The sequence below is a fragment of the Ardenticatenales bacterium genome, from assembly GCA_020634515.1.
GTDB lineage: Bacteria > Chloroflexota > Anaerolineae > Promineifilales > Promineifilaceae > JAGVTM01.
In genome coordinates this window covers 17594-33795 of sequence record JACKBL010000008.1, presented here as the reverse complement: position 1 = coordinate 33795, position 16202 = coordinate 17594, and the positions used below count along the sequence as shown (strand labels likewise).

Below are 16202 nucleotides of genomic sequence, written 5' to 3'. Positions count from 1 at the left end.
GCTTATGCGCTGCCCCCTGCCTGCCAACTCCAGGCCAAAGGAATAAACCATGAACAACAACGGACTCGGAAACCTGGATGATCTCTTCCAATCCGCACAAAACGATGGGCTGACGAACAACACAATGGACCTGGTCGTCGCCAACCTCAACGGTCCCACGATGACGGGCGCCGTGGGTGTGGGGTTGGATCAGTTAGCCTCCAACGAGGTGACGCTGGCAATGAACATCATTGACATGAGTGGCTCCATGGGGCCACACGCCGCCGACCTCGTGCGCGCCTACAATGAGGATTACCTGGCGGCAATGGTTGGCTCCACGGCTGCCGACGATATTCTGGTCAGCACGATTCTGTTTGACGACGCGGTGATGCTGCATCACGGCTACCTTAACCTGCGCGACGCGCCGCCGCTGACGCGCGCCACGTATGCGCCCAATGGCACGACGGCGCTGTATGATGCGGTTGCTGCCGGCATGACGAACATGGTGATGTACGCGCAAACCCTGCGGCAAAGCGGCGTCATGGCGCGCTGCCTGATCATCGTTTACTCCGACGGTGAGGACAACGCCTCCCGCCAGAGCGCCGCCACCGTGCGCCGCGCCGCCGCGGAACTGCTCAAGCACGAAATGTACACGCTGGCTTACGTTGGCTTCCGCACCGGGGGTATTTCCTCGCGCGAGCTGCGCCAGTTAGCGGATACGATTGGCTTCCCGGACATCTTGATTGCCGGCATGTCCCACACCGAACTGCGCCAGATATTCCACCTCGTCTCCATGTCCACCATCCGCGTCAGCCAGCAGCAGCCCAACGGCGCGTCCATTTTTAGCTAAACCACCTTCCAGAAAGTGGACCTTCCAGAAAGTGGACCTTCCAGGAAGCTGACTGCTTCCTGGAAGGTCATAGCCACAACCTAGCTCGACAACCTAAAAATGAGGGGTGAGAGGGGTGAGGAGTGCGGCATCCTCAGATGCCGCCCATTCGCATCTGAGGATGCGAACTCCTCAAAATCACATTGTTGAGGCACTAGCGGCGCAAATTCGTAAACGCCTTCATCCCCGGATAAACAGCCGTATCGCCCAACTCATCCTCAATCCGCAGAAGCTGATTGTACTTGGCGACGCGATCCGTCCGCGCCGGCGCGCCCGTCTTAATCTGGCCCGCGTTCAGCGCCACCGCCAGGTCCGCAATCGTCGCGTCCTCCGTCTCGCCGCTGCGATGAGACACCACGGCAGTCCAGCCATGCCGCTGCACCGCGTCCACCGAGGCAATCGCCTCCGTAAGCGTGCCGATCTGGTTCACCTTGCACAACAGGCTGTTCGCCGCCTTACGCGCAAACGCCATCTCAATCCGCTTCACATTCGTCACCAGCAAGTCATCCCCGACAATCTGCACCCGGTCCCCCAGTTTCTCCATCATCAAGGTCCAACTATCCCAGTCATCTTCCTGGAGGCCGTCCTCTATGGAAATAATCGGGTACTGGTCCACCCACTGCGCGTAGAAGTCCACCATCTCCGCCCCCGTCAGGCGCCGCCCTTCCGTCTTCAGATGGTAAAGGCCATCCTCATAGAATTCACTGGCCGCCGGGTCCATCGCCAGCATAATCTGGTCGCCAGGATGGTAGCCCGCCTTCTCAATGGCCTCCATAATCAGGTCAAACGCCTCTTTATTCGCGGAGACGCGCGGCGCAAAACCGCCCTCGTCGCCGACCGTCGTATGATAGCCGCGGCGGGCCAGCACCTTCTTCAGCGCGTGGTAAATCTCCACCGCCCAGCGCAGCCCTTCGCCAAACGTGGGCGCGCCCACGGGCATCACCATGAACTCCTGCAAGTCCGTGGCGCCGGCGGCGTGCTTGCCGCCGTTCATGATGTTCAGCATGGGCACGGGCAGCGTGCGCGCCGACGTGCCGCCGAGGTAACGATAGAGCGGCAGGTCCACCGATTCGGCGGCGGCTTTGGCCACGGCCAACGAAACGCCCAAGATGGCATTGGCTCCCAGGCGGCTCTTGTTCTCGGTTCCGTCCAGGTCGATCAACGCCTGATCAATGCCCACCTGCTCCACGGCGTCAAAACCAAGCAATGCTTCGGCGATTTCATCATTCACGGCGGCAACGGCATCGTGCACGCCTTTGCCCAGGTAACGGCTGGCATCGCCATCCCGCTTCTCCCAGGCCTCGTGGACGCCGGTGGAGGCGCCGGACGGGACGATGGCCCGTCCCATGGCCCCATCGCTGAGGCCAACTTCAACTTCGACAGTCGGATTTCCGCGCGAGTCCAGGACTTCGCGCCCGTGTACGGCAACAATGATGCTCATAGTAACTCCTCCGAAAACACTTTGTAGGGCGAGCTTCTCACTCGCCTGAAAATGGTTGATAGCTAGTCGTTGGCGGTTGTTCGCGGCACCGCCGATATGTAGCGCCGATGGGGGTGGACCACGAGTCGTGAACCACTACTTCTGCGAACAACGGGTGGCAGCCACGGCAAATGCCGGCACAAAGAACCTCCAAATCGCGTAGTCTGACATGGGCATCGCTCAGGAATTGACGGATGCGCGGGAATGGTCCTTGCTTGGCGGACAATCAAGTTAATTTTGAACGAGCCTGAAGGGGACAGTTGGTGGCTGTTACTGGTTAGCCTGGATAATACCGTATGGTGGGGTGTTCGGGCAAGGTGAGGCGTGTTTGGTAAGAATTGACTATGCAGGCGGGAGGAAAGGAGGAGAGATAGCGGGGGGTTTGGTTTGCCAAACGGGTGCGACGGGATGATAATTGCCGGCATGACGACCAACCAGCCGACCTCGCTCACAAATGCACACGTCCATACACTGTGGGAAAAACTGACACAGGAGCTAATCGGCATCCTCGACGCGCACGGGGTCTGCGCCGCCGTGGCTTCCGAGGTAGCGCTGTTTACGCGCACGACGACGGTGGTAGCGATGAGCAACCGTCTGAAGCAGTTCCATGACGTGTGGATTTGTCAGCCGGACGGAAAAATAGAGCAGACTCGCTGGGAAGATGCCGGCATCACCCTTGAACGCCTCAACCAGACCAACAACGTCGTCGCCTGGGATAAATTCGGCATCAGCGCCCGCGAGCAAATCCAGAGCGAATTGTGGCATCTTTCCAAAGAAAGCGTACTGGCCGTTCCCCTGCCTTTTGCCGGCAGCGCCAGCCACATCACGCCATCCGGCGCCCTCTTCCTCCTCGACCCGCCGCCAGACTGCCCGCTGCATCAATCCAACCTGGACCGGCTGGGCATGCACATCACCACTTTTCTGGACCGCGCCTATTTACGCCACCGCTCCGACCAGCAAGAGATCGAGTTTACCGTCGTTTCCGAAATCAGCCACGCCCTCACCGCCAAGTTGAACCTGGAAAACATCTACCAACAGGTGACCAATTCCGTGCGGCGGACGCTGAATGTCCACTCCATGTCCATTGGCCTGGCGGACCCTGTTACCCGGGAGATCGTCTTCGTCAGCGCCCTCATGGGGCCTTTGTTCCACGATTTGCCCCCCATCCGCCTACAGGCAGGGCAGGGCATTGCCGGCTACGTCGCGCTCCACGGTGAGCCGATCATCGTAAACAACGCCTACGCGGACAAGCGTTTCTACTCCCGACCCGATACACTCTCCGGTTTTGAAACCCAGTCCATTCTCTGCGTGCCCCTGATGGTAGAGAATCGCGTCATTGGCGTCCTGGAAGCCATCAACAAGAAAGATGGGGATTTCAACAATCAAGATTTGAAACTATTGCAGGCAATCAGCGGCCCCCTGGCGGCGGCTATTGAAAACGCGCGGCTGCATCTGGACGTTCTGGCGGAGAAGCGACGCATTGAAACCATGTTCGCCAGCATGTCCGAAGGGATTCTCGTGGTCAACCACGATGGCCGAATCACAATTGTCAATGATGCTTTGTGCAGCTTGCTGCGGTTGGAAGAAGAGGCATTAACAGGACAGGAAGCGCATAAGGCAGTGCGGGCGCGTGCCGGCAATTTCGCGGAATTCATTGAGTACGCCCTACGCGCCAAAGAAGACACGCCCCAGATCGCCTGCGACGTCCTACAAGGAAATGGGGAGTACGTTCCCGTCCTCGTCAGCGGAGCCGCCATCACCAACGAACAGGGGGAAGTCCAGGAGGGCATCTTCGTCTTCAGCGACCTGCGCCAGATTCGTGAGCTGGAACGAATGCGCGACGACTTCTTCCACAACATCATTCATGAACTGCGCACCCCCCTCGCCACCATCCTCATGTATGCCCGCCTGCTGCGCGAGGGCAAGGCAGCGGACAACAAAGAAAAAGCGGATCGTTTTCTGGGCGTCATTGAGCGCGAGAGCGACCGCCTGCAGCGCATGGTGCGCCAGATGCTGCAACTGGCGAAGCTGGAAGCACGCGAGATCCAGCGCAGTTCGGAATTCATTAATCTGAACAAGCTGCTTGATGAACTGCTACCTCCGCTGGCGGACCGGGCTACGGAAAAGGGACTGCTGTTTAGCCAACGCATTCAGCCCAATTTACCCTTCATGCTGGGTAACGAAGAAACACTGTACATTGTTTTTAAGAACCTGGTGGAGAATGCGATCAAGTTCACACTGTCGGGCGCGGTGCGCGTGAACGCGCAGGCCACGCCGCAAGAAATTACGGTGCGCGTGTCCGACGACGGCATTGGCATCCCCGTGGAAGCGATGCCCAATCTGTACAAGCGTTTTTATCGCACTTCGACAGCCGTGGAGCGGGGAATTGCCGGCACGGGCCTCGGCCTCTACATGGTCAAAGAAGGCGTCGAAAAACACAGCGGAACCATCACCGTTGACAGCAAAGAAGGCAAAGGAACCACCTTCATCCTCAAATTCCCCGCCGCCGCGCAATAGCAGGGGCCACACCATGAACCGCACCCCCATCTACCTCGACCACAGCGCCACCACGCCCCTGGCGCCGTCGGTTCTGGAAGCGATGCTTCCCTACTGGACCGAATTCTACGGCAATCCCTCCTCCATGCACTTTCATGGGCGCGAAGCCGCGCGCGGTCTCAACCAGGCGCGTCGCACCATCGCCGAGCTGCTCAACGCCCGCCCACAGGAAATCGTCTTCACCGGCTGCGGCTCCGAAAGCGACAACCTGGCTATTCGCGGCGTCATGTGGGCCGCCAGGGCCGCCGGGCGCGGAAACCACATGATCACCAGTGCCATTGAGCATGAAGCGGTGCGGGAAACATGCCGGCAATTAACCACCTACTTTGGCTTCGCGTCAACCATCCTCCCCGTGGACGCCGACGGTCTCGTAGACCCCGCCGCCGTCGCCGCCGCCATCCGCCCAGACACCGCCCTGATCACCATCATGGCCGCCAACAACGAAATCGGCACGGTGCAGCCCATCACCGCTATCGGAGAGATCGCCCGCGCGCATGGTGTCCTCTTCCACACGGACGCCATCCAGGCCGCCGCCTACACGGCCTGGGATTTAGCCACCATGCCCATCGACCTCCTCAGCCTGGCCCCGCACAAGTTCTATGGCCCCAAAGGCGTGGGCATCCTCTACGCCCGCCAGGGGGTAACGCTGGTCTCCGCCCTCACGGGTGGGGGGCAAGAAGAGGGACGGCGCGCGGGCACGGTGAACGTCCCCTTTGCCGTGGGCGCGGCGGAGGCGCTGCGCCTGGCGATGACGCGGCGCGAGCAGGACACGGCGCATTGCCAGGCGTTGCGAGACAGGTTGATTGGCGGCATACTGGCGGCGCTGCCGGACGACTGCCGCCTGACGGGGCATCCCACACGCCGCCTGCCCCATCACGCCAGTTTTGCCTTTCGCCACGTCACGGGGAATGATCTGCTGCTGCATTTGGATGTTGCCGGCATTTGCGCCAGCAGCGGCTCCGCCTGCGCCACCGGAAACCCCGAACCCTCCCACACCCTCCAGGCCATCGGCCTCAGCCACGAATGGACCACAGGCGGCCTCCGCCTCACCGTAGGCCGGCAAAACACCCCCGCCGACATCCAATACACCCTGCAAACCCTCCCCCGCATCCTGCGCGCCATCCGCTCTTACCATTTTTGACTCTACTGAAAAAAGGCCAAAAACCGGGTTTTTACACATGAACCACTCTGGTAATTTCGGCCGGACACTCGAAAAACCCGGTTTTTTCAGTGAATCTGTGATCCGCAGTCAATTGGGAAAGGTCCTTTCCTTTATCTCAAGGCAATGGGGTAAGTGTACGTCCGATCAAGGTTTCCACAGAAGTTCCGTGTACCCAATCCGCCAATCCTCTTCCATGCAAAAGAGTATCAAATCTGTTATATTATTTGTATCGTAGCCCTAATCTTCACTGGAGTTGGACATGCTCACCAGGCTAAAAGTATCCGGCTTTAAGAACCTAGTAGATGTTGACGTCCAATTTGGACCATTTACCTGTATAGCCGGGCCGAACGCCGTTGGTAAATCTAACCTCTTCGACGCCATTCGTTTTCTTAGCTTCCTTGCTAATGATACCTTAATGAATGCGGCATTATCTATTCGTGCAGAAGGAGGTCGCACAGCTGATATTCGGAGCTTGTTTCACCAATCTGGGAACGAGTACGCAAGGAAGATGTCTTTTGAAACCGAAATGATATTGCCAGAAGTTGGGAAAGATGACCTCGGACAAAAAGCAATAGCCACGATTACATTTGTGCGCTACACGCTTGAGTTAGGTTATCGGACTGATAGTGCCCTGCCCACATCAGCATCTCTTGAACTGCTCCGTGAAGAGCTTGAGCATATCAATCTAGGTGAAGCGCCAAGGCTATTGGTATTCCCTCACAAAGTTCAATCCTGGCGAAAATCGGTACTTAAAGGGCGGAGAACCTCACCTTTTCTCTCCACGGTAACAGAAGGTGGCAACCGCATCATAAAACTGAGCCAGGATGGTAGTGGAGGACGTCCCCGATCAATACTAGCGACTAATCTGCCTCGCACGGTTCTTTCTACAGTTAATGCAATAGAAAGCCCAACGGCTCTTCTGGCCCGTCGTGAGATGCAATCGTGGCGATTGCTACAACTCGAACCTGGTGCTCTACGAGAACCTGACTCTTTTTCTACACCACCAGGCCTGGGAACAGACGGCTCTCACCTCCCCGCGACACTCTATTACTTGGCGCATCCCTATGGGGCGAACAATCACTCTCCGCATACGGCTCCAGTATATGGACAGATAACATCACGACTAGCGGATCTGATTGACGATATATCGGATGTTCAAGTTGACCGCGACCAAAAACGTGAGCTGTTCACCCTTTATGTACAACAGCGCGATGGAACGACTTATCCGGCTCGATCTCTTTCAGATGGAACATTGCGCTTTCTCGCCCTGGCGGTTCTTGATCTTGATCCATCCGCGAGCGGCCTTATATGTCTGGAAGAACCTGAAAATGGTATTCACCCTGAAAGGATTCCTGCTATGCTCCAATTGCTACAAGACATTGCTTGTGATGTAGACGAAGCAGTTGGCGATGACAATCCGTTGCGTCAGGTAATTATCAATACCCACTCCCCTTCTGTGGTCAATCAAGTCCCCGATGACAGCTTACTGGTAGCGCAAATAAAAGAAACCTTTTCAAACAACAAGCGAAAGAAAGGCGTGCGCTTTTCCTGGTTGCCAGAAACATGGCGAACTAAAGCAGACCCAGATACACCTCCTATTGATAGAGGGCATTTACTTGCGTATTTGAATCCAATTTTACTTGAAGCAAGGGGTGACGCAAAGAAAGTTCGTAGAGTTGTCGACCGCGACGATATTCAGATGATTTTTCCGTTATTTCAAAATCAGAATGAATGAACTGCGCTATACTCTTGTCAGTGACGGGAGTTCTGACAGGTCCTTAATTCCCATACTAACCTGGTTGCTAAGAAATAATGGTATTACCGCCGCTATTCAACCGACTTGGGCTGACCTTAGTCGCCTTCCTCAACTCAAAGCGAATCTAGGTCTAAAGGTCAAGTATGGCATTGAATTCTACTCTGCTGACCTGCTATTCATCCATCGCGATGCCGAAAGAGAGCTGCCTCAAGAGCGTGTCAATGAAATTCAGTATGCAGTTGAGTCGCTTGATTATCCGGTTCCGCCATACGTTTGTGTCATACCGGTACGAATGACCGAGGCATGGCTACTTGTAAGCTCATCAGCCATTCGTCATGCATCTGGAAACCCAAATGGGCAAAAACCACTGGAAATCCCGCCTCTTCATAACCTGGAAAGTCTCTCAAACCCTAAGAACATCCTGTTTGAAGCCCTAAAGGAAGCCAGCGAACTATCGGGGCGTAGGCTTAAGAAATATCCGGTAAATCGCCATGCTCTCCGCGTCAGCAACTACTTCGAGAACAACGACTTTCTAAGGCTACGGACTTCACCTTCATTTGAGACTCTCGAGACGGATCTGCAAATGATAATTCAAGAGCATTCGTGGAGTCCGTAACGCAATTCTCGGCAATTGATTCACCTCCTACCGTATGCTACAATCCAGACCATGATCAGCACGCGCAATGGGCAGCACCCTTCTCCCGCGCAAACGCGCGTCGTCGTCGCCATGAGCGGCGGCGTGGACAGTTCCGTGGCCGCCGCCCTCCTGGTACAGCAGGGGTACGACGTCATCGGCATGATGATGCGCCTCTGGAGCGAGCCAGGTATGGGGCCGCGCGCTCCCCTGAACCGCTGCTGCACCCCGGACCAGATGGCCGACGCCCGCCGCGTCGCCGATCTGCTGCGCATCCCCTTCTACGTCATTGACGTACAGGACTATTTCCGCCGCGCCATCGTGCAGTTCTTCATTGACGAACACGCCCGCGGACGCACGCCCAACCCGTGCATCGAATGCAACCGCCAGGTACGTTTTACGCACCTCTTGCAGCGGGCATTGGCCCTGGATGCCGATTACCTGGCCACCGGGCACTACGCGCGCGTGCACCACACGCATGGCAACTACCAACTGCTCAAAGGGCTGGACGACGACAAAGATCAATCCTACGTGCTGCACATGCTGAATCAGGCGCAGTTGGCGCGCGTAATGTTCCCCGTCGGGGCGTACACGAAGCCCGCCGTGCGCCAGATTGCCGCCGACCTGGGGCTGCTGCCCGTGGCAAACAAGAGCGAAAGCATGGACCTGTGCTTCCTGGGCGACGGAGATTACCGCCGCTTTTTGACGCAGCACGCGCCGCAATTGGCGCAGCCTGGCCCCATCTTGAACACGCGCGGCGAGGAATTAGGTCGGCACGATGGTTTGCCCTACTACACCATTGGGCAGCGCAAAGGGCTGGGCATCAGCGCGCCGCGGCCGCTCTTCGTGCTGGCGAAAGATGCCGCGCGCAATGCGCTGATTGTGGGCACACGGGCGGAAGTGGGCCAACATCGGATGGAAGTGCGCGATGTGAACTGGATTGCGGGACAGCCCCCCGCCTTCCCCATCGTCACGTCGGTAAAAGTACGGTACAAGGCACGCCCCGTGCCGGCCACCCTCACCCCTGGCGACGACCGGCGGTTGCGGGTTTCCTTGCACGAGCCGCTGCCGGGTATCACACCCGGCCAGGGGGCGGTTTTTTATGATGATGATATTTGCCTGGGGGGCGGTCTGATCGCGGACATGGGGTTTGCCCCGGCGACGGAGCCGGAAGTTGCGGTGGCGCGCGCATGAGTAGCACTGCCGCCGGCGTTGTCCTCGGCTTCTTGCTCGCCAGCATCTATGGCGCGTCTTTTCACCTTATCCTGGGTGGGCCGGCCCGTCGCATTGTCTTGTACGTCCTCGCCGCCTGGCTTGGGTTTGCGCTGGGCCATCTGGCCGGCGATCTGCTGCACATTGATCTGCTCAAATTGGGTGCGCTGCATCTTTTCAGCGCCAGCCTGGGTTCCTGGATTGCCCTCGTTGCCAGTTTGTGGCTAAGCAAACACGAGGAATCCGCGGCGTAGCTATTCATAAACTGGGCGGCTGCTACCTGAAACAACCGGCGCAACAGAAGGGGCTGCCGGCAATTTGCTGATTCTACCAGAGGCGATATACTTTTTAGTTGGAGAGTGACTACTAACCCGTTGCCTGAGCCTGTTGACGGCAATACGGGATTGTCACAGGCTTCAACAAGCTCAGCCCCCAAGAGGGTTAGCCGTTACGTTGGAGAACTTGCATGGAAAATTCATATCAAGCCCAGCTTCCCGCCCCAACATCCGCCAAGCCCCTCGTGTCCCGCATTGGCGTGGCCGCCGGGGTGATCGGCGTCTTGCTGATCGTTGGGTTAATCATCTGGGGCATTTTCTGGGCAGCCACACAGCACCCTACTGCCGTTGAATCTCTGCGCGACATTGTGATCATTGCCCTGGCACTGGGGTCCTGTCTTTTTGGCGTTGCCTTCATCATCATGCTCGTCATGATTGTTCGCCTGGTCAACATGCTGGAATTTGAAATCAAGCCCATTCTGCAGCAGACCAACGAAACCATTGGCACGCTAAAAGGGACCACAACGTTTGTTAGCCAAAATGTGGTCAAACCGGTGACCAAAGCGAGCAGCTACGTGGCCGGCGTACGCCGTGGCGTGAAGGTGCTGTTCGGCGATCCCAGAAATAATCTGCCTGACTAAGGAACGGAATCCATCATTTCGTACATGACACTAGAGGAGCATCAATCATGAGCGACAACAACGGTGAATTTGGAGCCTTTTTGGCCGGTTTTGTGATCGGCGGACTGGTGGGCGCGGCAACAGCGTTGATTTTGACGCCGCAGTCGGGCGAGGATACGCGGGCGACATTGTCGCAGCGCGGCGCGGAGTGGCGCGACAGGGGAACGCAGCAATGGGGAGACGCACGAGAACGGGCAAGTTCGGTTCTGGCGGAGACACGCACCCGGGCGCAGGAGGCTTCTCAGCAGATTCAGGAGCGAATTGTTCTTAGTGGCGATAGAAAAGGCCCGTCAGACAGGACAGATGCCGGCACGCATCCCACCACCGACACCCCTACTGACGGCTCCCACGAAGGAGAACCCCCCGCTGCCGCTTAGTCCAGCGCAACCCCCGTGAAGCAGGAACAGCAAAGCAGGCGTTCTCCAACCAGGAGAATCGCCTGTTTTTTTTCGCCAAGCAAACCAAGCAGACGATGTTAGCCCAATGACCACAGCCAATTCCCTTACGATTGACGACTTGCTGAAACAGTTGCCGACACAGCTTGATGCCGAAGCGCGGCAGCAAATAGGCCAGGCATACGACTTCGCCGCGGCAGCCCACAACGGACGCACCCGCATATCCGGCGAACTCTTTATCCAGCACGATCTCTCCGTCGCCAACACCGTCAACCAGATTGGCATTGACATCGTCAGCACCTCCGCCGCCATCCTGCACGACTCGCTTCTGCCGCACACAGGCGTACAGCCCAAGATATTGCAAAGTCGCTTTGGCAGCGAAATCAGCAAGCTGGTAACGGGACTGGATCAACTCGACCCCTACGTACGCCTAAACACCACCGCCAACGAGCGCAACCTGGAGCTAATCCGCCGCGCCATCCTCACCATCATCGACGATGACCTGCGCATCGTCCTCATCCGCATGGCGGACTGCCTGCAAGACCTGCGTAAAGCCGGCTACATGCCGGAAGAAAGCCGACTGCAGGTCGCGCAAGAAGCCAGCAACATCTACGCACCTATCGCCAACCGGCTGGGCATCTGGACGCTCAAATGGGAGTTGGAAGACCTCTCCTTCCGCTACCTGAAGCCAGAGCAGTACAGAGAGATCGCCCGCTACCTGGCGGAGAAACGCGCCTCGCGCGACGAGAGTGTACAGGCGTCTATCCGCCTGCTGCAAGCAGAGATCGAAAAGGCGGGGTTGCGCGCCTCGGTGACGGGACGACCAAAGCACATTTATTCGATCTATCGCAAAATGGAGCGCAAGAGTTTGCGCTTTGAGGAAATCCACGACGTGCAGGCCGTGCGCATCATCCTGGACACAAACGACAAGAACCGCTGTTATCAGGTTTTAGGGCTTGTTCACAATCTTTGGACGCCCGTGCCGCAGGAATTTGACGACTATATCGCCCGACCCAAACCCAACAACTACCAATCATTGCATACAGCGGTCGTCGATAGAGATGGACGCACGCTGGAGGTACAGATACGGACGCGCGCCATGCACGAGGAAGCCGAGCGGGGCGTGGCCGCCCACTGGGCATACAAAGAAGGGGGCAAGGCCAACTCGGCGCTTAGCCGGCAAATACAGATGCAGCGGGAATTGTTGGCACTGCTGCAAGAGGCCGAAGGTCAGATTCTGGACCAGAGTTTTATCAGTCTGGAGAGGGTTCCCGACCATATTTATGTCTTCACACCACGCGGCGATGTGGTGGATTTGCCGGCAAATTCCACGCCCATTGACTTTGCCTACCAGATTCACACAGAAGTCGGCCACCGGTGTCGCGGCGCCAAAGTAAATGGCAAAATGATCAGTCTGGACCACAAACTAAAATCAGGCGACCGCGTGGAAATTCTCACCACCAAGAATGGGGGACCAAGCCGCGATTGGATGAACGAGAGCCTGGGTTACACCGGCAGCGCCCGCACCCGCAGCAAAATCCGGCAGTGGTTCCGCGAGCAGGAACGGGAGCAAAACATCCAGCAAGGGCGCGAAGTCGTAGAAAGAGAACTAAAACGGCTCGGTCTGACAGCCACATACACCGTGGAGGACATAGCCTACGCCCTGCACTACGACGATGTGGACCAGTTTTTGGCAAAAATCGGCTTTGGTGACATTCAAACATCCCAAATCGGCGGCGCGATTGCCTCTATCAAGCAGAAGTTGCAGCCCGATGATGAACTTCTGCCGTTATTGAGCAACCGACCCAAGTCCAAAGGACTGACCGTTCGCGGCGTCAGCGGACTGCACACGCGCATGGCACTCTGCTGCAACCCCATTCCGCCCGAAGAGATCGTTGGCTACATTACGCGCGGGCGCGGCGTCACCGTCCATCGCAAAGATTGCAGCCAGGTGGTGAACATCAACGAACAGGAGCGGATCATTGAAGTCGAATGGGGCGAAAAGGCAGAGGCATATCCAATCCCGATTGTCATTAAAGGCTACAACCGACCCGGATTGATGAACGACATTACGAATACGCTGAAAGGACGCGGCATCCCTCTGGTGAAGACAAAATCGACGGTCGCCAGTTCCGTGACCACGCTCTACATGGTGGCCGAGATCAGCAGTCTGGAGGACCTGGAATGGCTGCTGCGGAAGTTAGAGAATCTACCAAACGTGACGGAAGTGCGCCGCCAGCGTTGGACAGGTTAGCGGGGAACCATTACGACGCTTCCTTTATCACGCCCATTTCATCCAACCAAACCGTTTTCGCGGCTGGCCCATCCCCCAGGGTAAGCTGCCCCGTTTTCAAGCCAAAGCGAAACGGCTGGCGCACGTCGTCCGCAAACGCCATTTCCCCCCAAACCGCGTCTTCATCCCGGCCACGTAGAAAGAGACGCGCCTGATGCCAGCGACAGTAATAGACAAGAGGCTTCATCGGGTTGTTGCACCTGTGACCGCGGACGCATGTCCGTCGTCAGTGGTCTCATACTGCTGGAAGATACGGCGGTAGGCGGGAGAGGTGTGCATAAGCGTGTCGTGGTTGCCTTGAGCAACCAGCCGCCCCTGACGCAGCACCACTACCTGGTCCGCCCAGCGTATCTGGGAAAGACGATGGGTAATGAGGACGGTGGTCTGATTGGCAGCGGCACGGGTGATCGCCTGCTGAATGCGATCCTCCGTCGCGCTGTCCACGGCGCTGGTGGAATCATCCAGAATGAGGATACGCGGACTGACGAGGAAGGCGCGCGCCAGAGCCAGCCGCTGTCGCTGCCCACCGGATAGGGTCACGCCGCGCTCGCCGATCACCGTATCATAACCATCCTGAAAGGACAGGATGAACTCGTGCGCCTGGGCGTTTTGGGCCGCTTCGATGACCATCTCGCGGGTGGCACCAGGGCAGCCAAAGGCGATATTTTCGGCAATGCTGCGCGAGAACAGAAAAACATCCTGCTCGATGATGGAAATCTGGCGGCGCAGAGCGGCCAATTGCCACTCGTTGGTGGGCACGCCATCAATGAGAACACGTCCCTGATCTACATCGTAGGTGCGGTTGATGAGTTTGGCGATGGTGCTTTTGCCGGCACCGGTCTGCCCCACAATCGCCAATGTCTGTCCGGGTTCTACGTCAAAGCTAACGTTTTGCAGTACGTTCACGCCCGGCACGTAACCAAAACTGACGTTTTCAAACGTGATACGCCCGCGAATCGCGCCCGCCTTGCCGCCGACATTCTCGTCCAGATGCGTTTCCGCCTGGATCAACTGCAAAATACGGCGCGCGCCTGCCATTCCCCGCGACACCTGCGAGTAGGCCGTGAGCGAGGTGAATGTGGGGAATCCAAACAGCGTCAGCAACCCCACGTAGCCAATCACGTCCCCCACGTTGATAGCTCCGGCCTGGTAGAGCAGGAAGGCATGGGCAAAACCGGCCGCGGTCGTAATCCCCAGGAGAAGCAGGGGCAGGAATCGTGCTTCGACGTATCCCTGCGTCACGACGGCGTCGCGGTAGTCCGTGGCGTATTCACGGAACCGCTCAACCTCCTGCTCCTCCTGCGCGGCCCCTTTCACCGTTTCAATGCCGTCAATAGCCTCCGCCAGCCGACTGTTCATGCGCCCAAAGGTGCGGCGAACCCGGTCGGAGATGGCGGAGAGGACGCCCAGGTAACGCGCAATGGACCAGAAATAGGTCACGAGAAAGAAAAGGGGCGCGGCAATGAGGCGGGGATCGTAGGTGGGGCTGACCAGGATGGGCATGAGGAGGAAGTTGGAAGAGCCAACGACCAGGTTGATGCCTGGATTCAGCATCAGATTGACTTCACGCACGTCGTTGGTGGCGCGCGCCATCGTGTCCCCGACCGGCTGCATGTCGTGGAATGTCATGCTCTTGCCTAGCAGGCTGAGGTAGAGTTCTTCGCGCGTGTCGCGCTCCAGACGCTGGCCGATGAGTTCGCTGGAGAAGTTGCGGCCAAGCTGCAACACGGCGCGCACGGATTGGCTGCCGATGATGCCCAGGGCAATGAGGCCAATGGCGCGGACGTCGGGCGGGGAGGCCAGGGCGGCGTTGAAGGCGCGGCCAATGAGGACGGGTACGAGGGCGGCCAGCGCGGCGTTGCCAAATGCGCCGAGAAACATGGTGAAGATGAAGCGTTTATTGTGTAGGACGTGGAAGAGTACCCAGCGGATCGGGGAACGCTGGTCGGATTTGATGGGATTGGCGATGACGAATTCGCTGGCTGTCATGAGCAATGAGATCAACAAGTGAAGGCGGAAGGCCGTGAACAATCACGAGCAGGCTGATTATCGGCGTTTGATGGAGTAGGATGATTCAAATTCGGAAAAAGCCTTAGGCAATTGTCTCACACAATACCGGGTTTGGCATGTGATTATGAGGCAAGATCGACGGGGATTTTCAGGCTGCGTCGCGCAGGATGGCTTCGGCGATCTGGCGCATGGTGCGGCCTTGTTCGCGGGCGCGGCGTTGGATGGCATGGTAGGCGGTGGATTCGTTCATGCCGGCATTCATCAAAACCCCCTTCGCTCGATCAATCAACTTCCGCGCCTGGAGTTCCGCCTCCAGCGCCGCCGCCCGCTGCCGCAACTGCTCCGCATCCGCAAACCGCCGCACCGCAATCGCCATCGCCGGCGCCAGATCCGCCGCCTGCACCGGCTTCACCAAATACCCGTGAATGGGCAAATCCGCCGCCTGATCAATCAACGCCTGGTCACTGTACGCCGTCAACAGCACAATCGGCATCGGTTGTGACCGCGCCAGCACACGAGCCACCTGCAAACCATCCGTAAACGGCATCTTCACATCCAGAATCGCCAGATCGGGTCGTTGCGCCCGCGCCATTTGCAGAGCCTCCCGTCCGTCGCGGGCGGCGACCACCTCGTGATCCAACTGCTGCAACATGGACTTCAAACCCAGGCGAATTATCGACTCGTCATCCGCAATCAAAATACGCATGTAGTAAACCTTCCCGGAAGCGCCATTCCGGGCCAACACCGTCTCCTACGGTAACGGCTAACCCTCTCGTGGGCTGAACTTGCCCAAGTGCCTAATGCCTGCGGCAAGATCAGTAACCGCCCAAAAGTAACTTCACACTTTTTACGGACGGTTACGGACAAGCCGTCCGCACATT

General features: G+C 57.7%; 14 protein-coding genes. 10 read left to right on the top strand and 4 right to left on the bottom strand.

What is annotated here, in order from left to right; all coding sequences use genetic code 11:
• Positions 1-49 precede the first annotated feature (49 nt).
• On the top strand, positions 50-829 hold the full coding sequence (locus tag H6650_19190; protein ID MCB8954134.1) for a VWA domain-containing protein: 780 nt from the start codon (positions 50-52) through the stop codon (positions 827-829).
• A gap of 193 nt (positions 830-1022) precedes the next feature.
• On the opposite strand, the gene eno is transcribed toward H6650_19190, so the two are convergent.
• Positions 1023-2309 (bottom strand): phosphopyruvate hydratase, encoded by a 1287-nt coding sequence (eno, locus tag H6650_19185; GenBank protein MCB8954133.1) that lies wholly within the window; start codon positions 2307-2309, stop codon positions 1023-1025.
• Positions 2310-2771: 462 nt separating this feature from the next.
• On the opposite strand from eno, the gene H6650_19180 reads away from it, so the two are divergent.
• From H6650_19180 to H6650_19140, 9 genes are all read left to right on the top strand, one after another.
• Complete coding sequence (locus H6650_19180) at positions 2772-4865, top strand: GAF domain-containing protein (protein ID MCB8954132.1); 2094 nt, start codon at positions 2772-2774, stop codon at positions 4863-4865.
• 13 nt (positions 4866-4878) lie between these two features.
• Positions 4879-6045 (top strand): cysteine desulfurase, encoded by a 1167-nt coding sequence (locus H6650_19175; protein MCB8954131.1) that lies wholly within the window; start codon positions 4879-4881, stop codon positions 6043-6045.
• 280 nt (positions 6046-6325) lie between these two features.
• Positions 6326-7801 carry an AAA family ATPase gene (locus tag H6650_19170; protein MCB8954130.1) on the top strand — a complete coding sequence of 492 codons (1476 nt, stop codon included), beginning with the start codon at positions 6326-6328 and terminating at the stop codon, positions 7799-7801.
• Positions 7794-8438 carry a hypothetical protein gene (locus H6650_19165; GenBank protein MCB8954129.1) on the top strand — a complete coding sequence of 215 codons (645 nt, stop codon included), beginning with the start codon at positions 7794-7796 and terminating at the stop codon, positions 8436-8438. Before H6650_19170 ends, H6650_19165 begins: the two co-directional genes overlap by 8 nt.
• 51 nt (positions 8439-8489) lie before the next feature.
• On the top strand, positions 8490-9650 hold the full coding sequence (gene mnmA, locus H6650_19160; GenBank protein MCB8954128.1) for a tRNA 2-thiouridine(34) synthase MnmA: 1161 nt from the start codon (positions 8490-8492) through the stop codon (positions 9648-9650).
• A complete protein-coding gene (locus H6650_19155) occupies positions 9647-9922 on the top strand; it encodes a hypothetical protein (protein ID MCB8954127.1) in 276 nt (91 codons plus the stop codon). The genes mnmA and H6650_19155 overlap by 4 nt, the downstream gene beginning before the upstream one ends.
• Before the next feature lie 212 nt (positions 9923-10134).
• A complete protein-coding gene (locus tag H6650_19150; protein ID MCB8954126.1) occupies positions 10135-10584 on the top strand; it encodes a hypothetical protein in 450 nt (149 codons plus the stop codon).
• A gap of 47 nt (positions 10585-10631) precedes the next feature.
• A complete protein-coding gene (locus H6650_19145) occupies positions 10632-11000 on the top strand; it encodes a YtxH domain-containing protein (protein ID MCB8954125.1) in 369 nt (122 codons plus the stop codon).
• A 106-nt stretch (positions 11001-11106) separates the two neighbouring features.
• On the top strand, positions 11107-13272 hold the full coding sequence (locus tag H6650_19140) for a bifunctional (p)ppGpp synthetase/guanosine-3',5'-bis(diphosphate) 3'-pyrophosphohydrolase (GenBank protein MCB8954124.1): 2166 nt from the start codon (positions 11107-11109) through the stop codon (positions 13270-13272).
• A gap of 10 nt (positions 13273-13282) precedes the next feature.
• On the opposite strand, the gene H6650_19135 is transcribed toward H6650_19140, so the two are convergent.
• The 3 genes from H6650_19135 to H6650_19125 form a co-directional block, all read right to left on the bottom strand.
• Positions 13283-13498: a hypothetical protein gene (locus H6650_19135; GenBank protein MCB8954123.1), complete on the bottom strand. Its 216-nt coding sequence runs from the start codon at positions 13496-13498 to the stop codon at positions 13283-13285.
• Positions 13495-15300, bottom strand: a complete 1806-nt coding sequence (locus H6650_19130; protein ID MCB8954122.1) for an ABC transporter ATP-binding protein — start codon at positions 15298-15300, stop codon at positions 13495-13497. The genes H6650_19135 and H6650_19130 overlap by 4 nt, the downstream gene beginning before the upstream one ends.
• Before the next feature lie 169 nt (positions 15301-15469).
• On the bottom strand, positions 15470-16027 hold the full coding sequence (locus tag H6650_19125) for a response regulator (GenBank protein MCB8954121.1): 558 nt from the start codon (positions 16025-16027) through the stop codon (positions 15470-15472).
• Positions 16028-16202: the final 175 nt, after the last annotated feature.

Bases quoted from the DNA above. Each gene is read 5' to 3' on its own strand.
- H6650_19150 (MCB8954126.1), top strand. From the start codon at position 10,135: ATGGAAAATTCATATCAAGCCCAGCTTCCCGCCCCAACATCCGCCAAG.
- H6650_19165 (MCB8954129.1), top strand. From the start codon at position 7,794: ATGAATGAACTGCGCTATACTCTTGTCAGTGACGGGAGTTCTGACAGG.
- mnmA (MCB8954128.1), top strand. From the start codon at position 8,490: ATGATCAGCACGCGCAATGGGCAGCACCCTTCTCCCGCGCAAACGCGC.
- H6650_19155 (MCB8954127.1), top strand. From the start codon at position 9,647: ATGAGTAGCACTGCCGCCGGCGTTGTCCTCGGCTTCTTGCTCGCCAGC.
- H6650_19140 (MCB8954124.1), top strand. From the start codon at position 11,107: ATGACCACAGCCAATTCCCTTACGATTGACGACTTGCTGAAACAGTTG.
- H6650_19125 (MCB8954121.1), bottom strand. From the start codon at position 16,027: ATGCGTATTTTGATTGCGGATGACGAGTCGATAATTCGCCTGGGTTTG.
- H6650_19130 (MCB8954122.1), bottom strand. From the start codon at position 15,300: ATGACAGCCAGCGAATTCGTCATCGCCAATCCCATCAAATCCGACCAG.
- eno (MCB8954133.1), bottom strand. From the start codon at position 2,309: ATGAGCATCATTGTTGCCGTACACGGGCGCGAAGTCCTGGACTCGCGC.
- H6650_19175 (MCB8954131.1), top strand. From the start codon at position 4,879: ATGAACCGCACCCCCATCTACCTCGACCACAGCGCCACCACGCCCCTG.
- H6650_19190 (MCB8954134.1), top strand. From the start codon at position 50: ATGAACAACAACGGACTCGGAAACCTGGATGATCTCTTCCAATCCGCA.
- H6650_19170 (MCB8954130.1), top strand. From the start codon at position 6,326: ATGCTCACCAGGCTAAAAGTATCCGGCTTTAAGAACCTAGTAGATGTT.
- H6650_19180 (MCB8954132.1), top strand. From the start codon at position 2,772: ATGACGACCAACCAGCCGACCTCGCTCACAAATGCACACGTCCATACA.
- H6650_19135 (MCB8954123.1), bottom strand. From the start codon at position 13,498: ATGAAGCCTCTTGTCTATTACTGTCGCTGGCATCAGGCGCGTCTCTTT.
- H6650_19145 (MCB8954125.1), top strand. From the start codon at position 10,632: ATGAGCGACAACAACGGTGAATTTGGAGCCTTTTTGGCCGGTTTTGTG.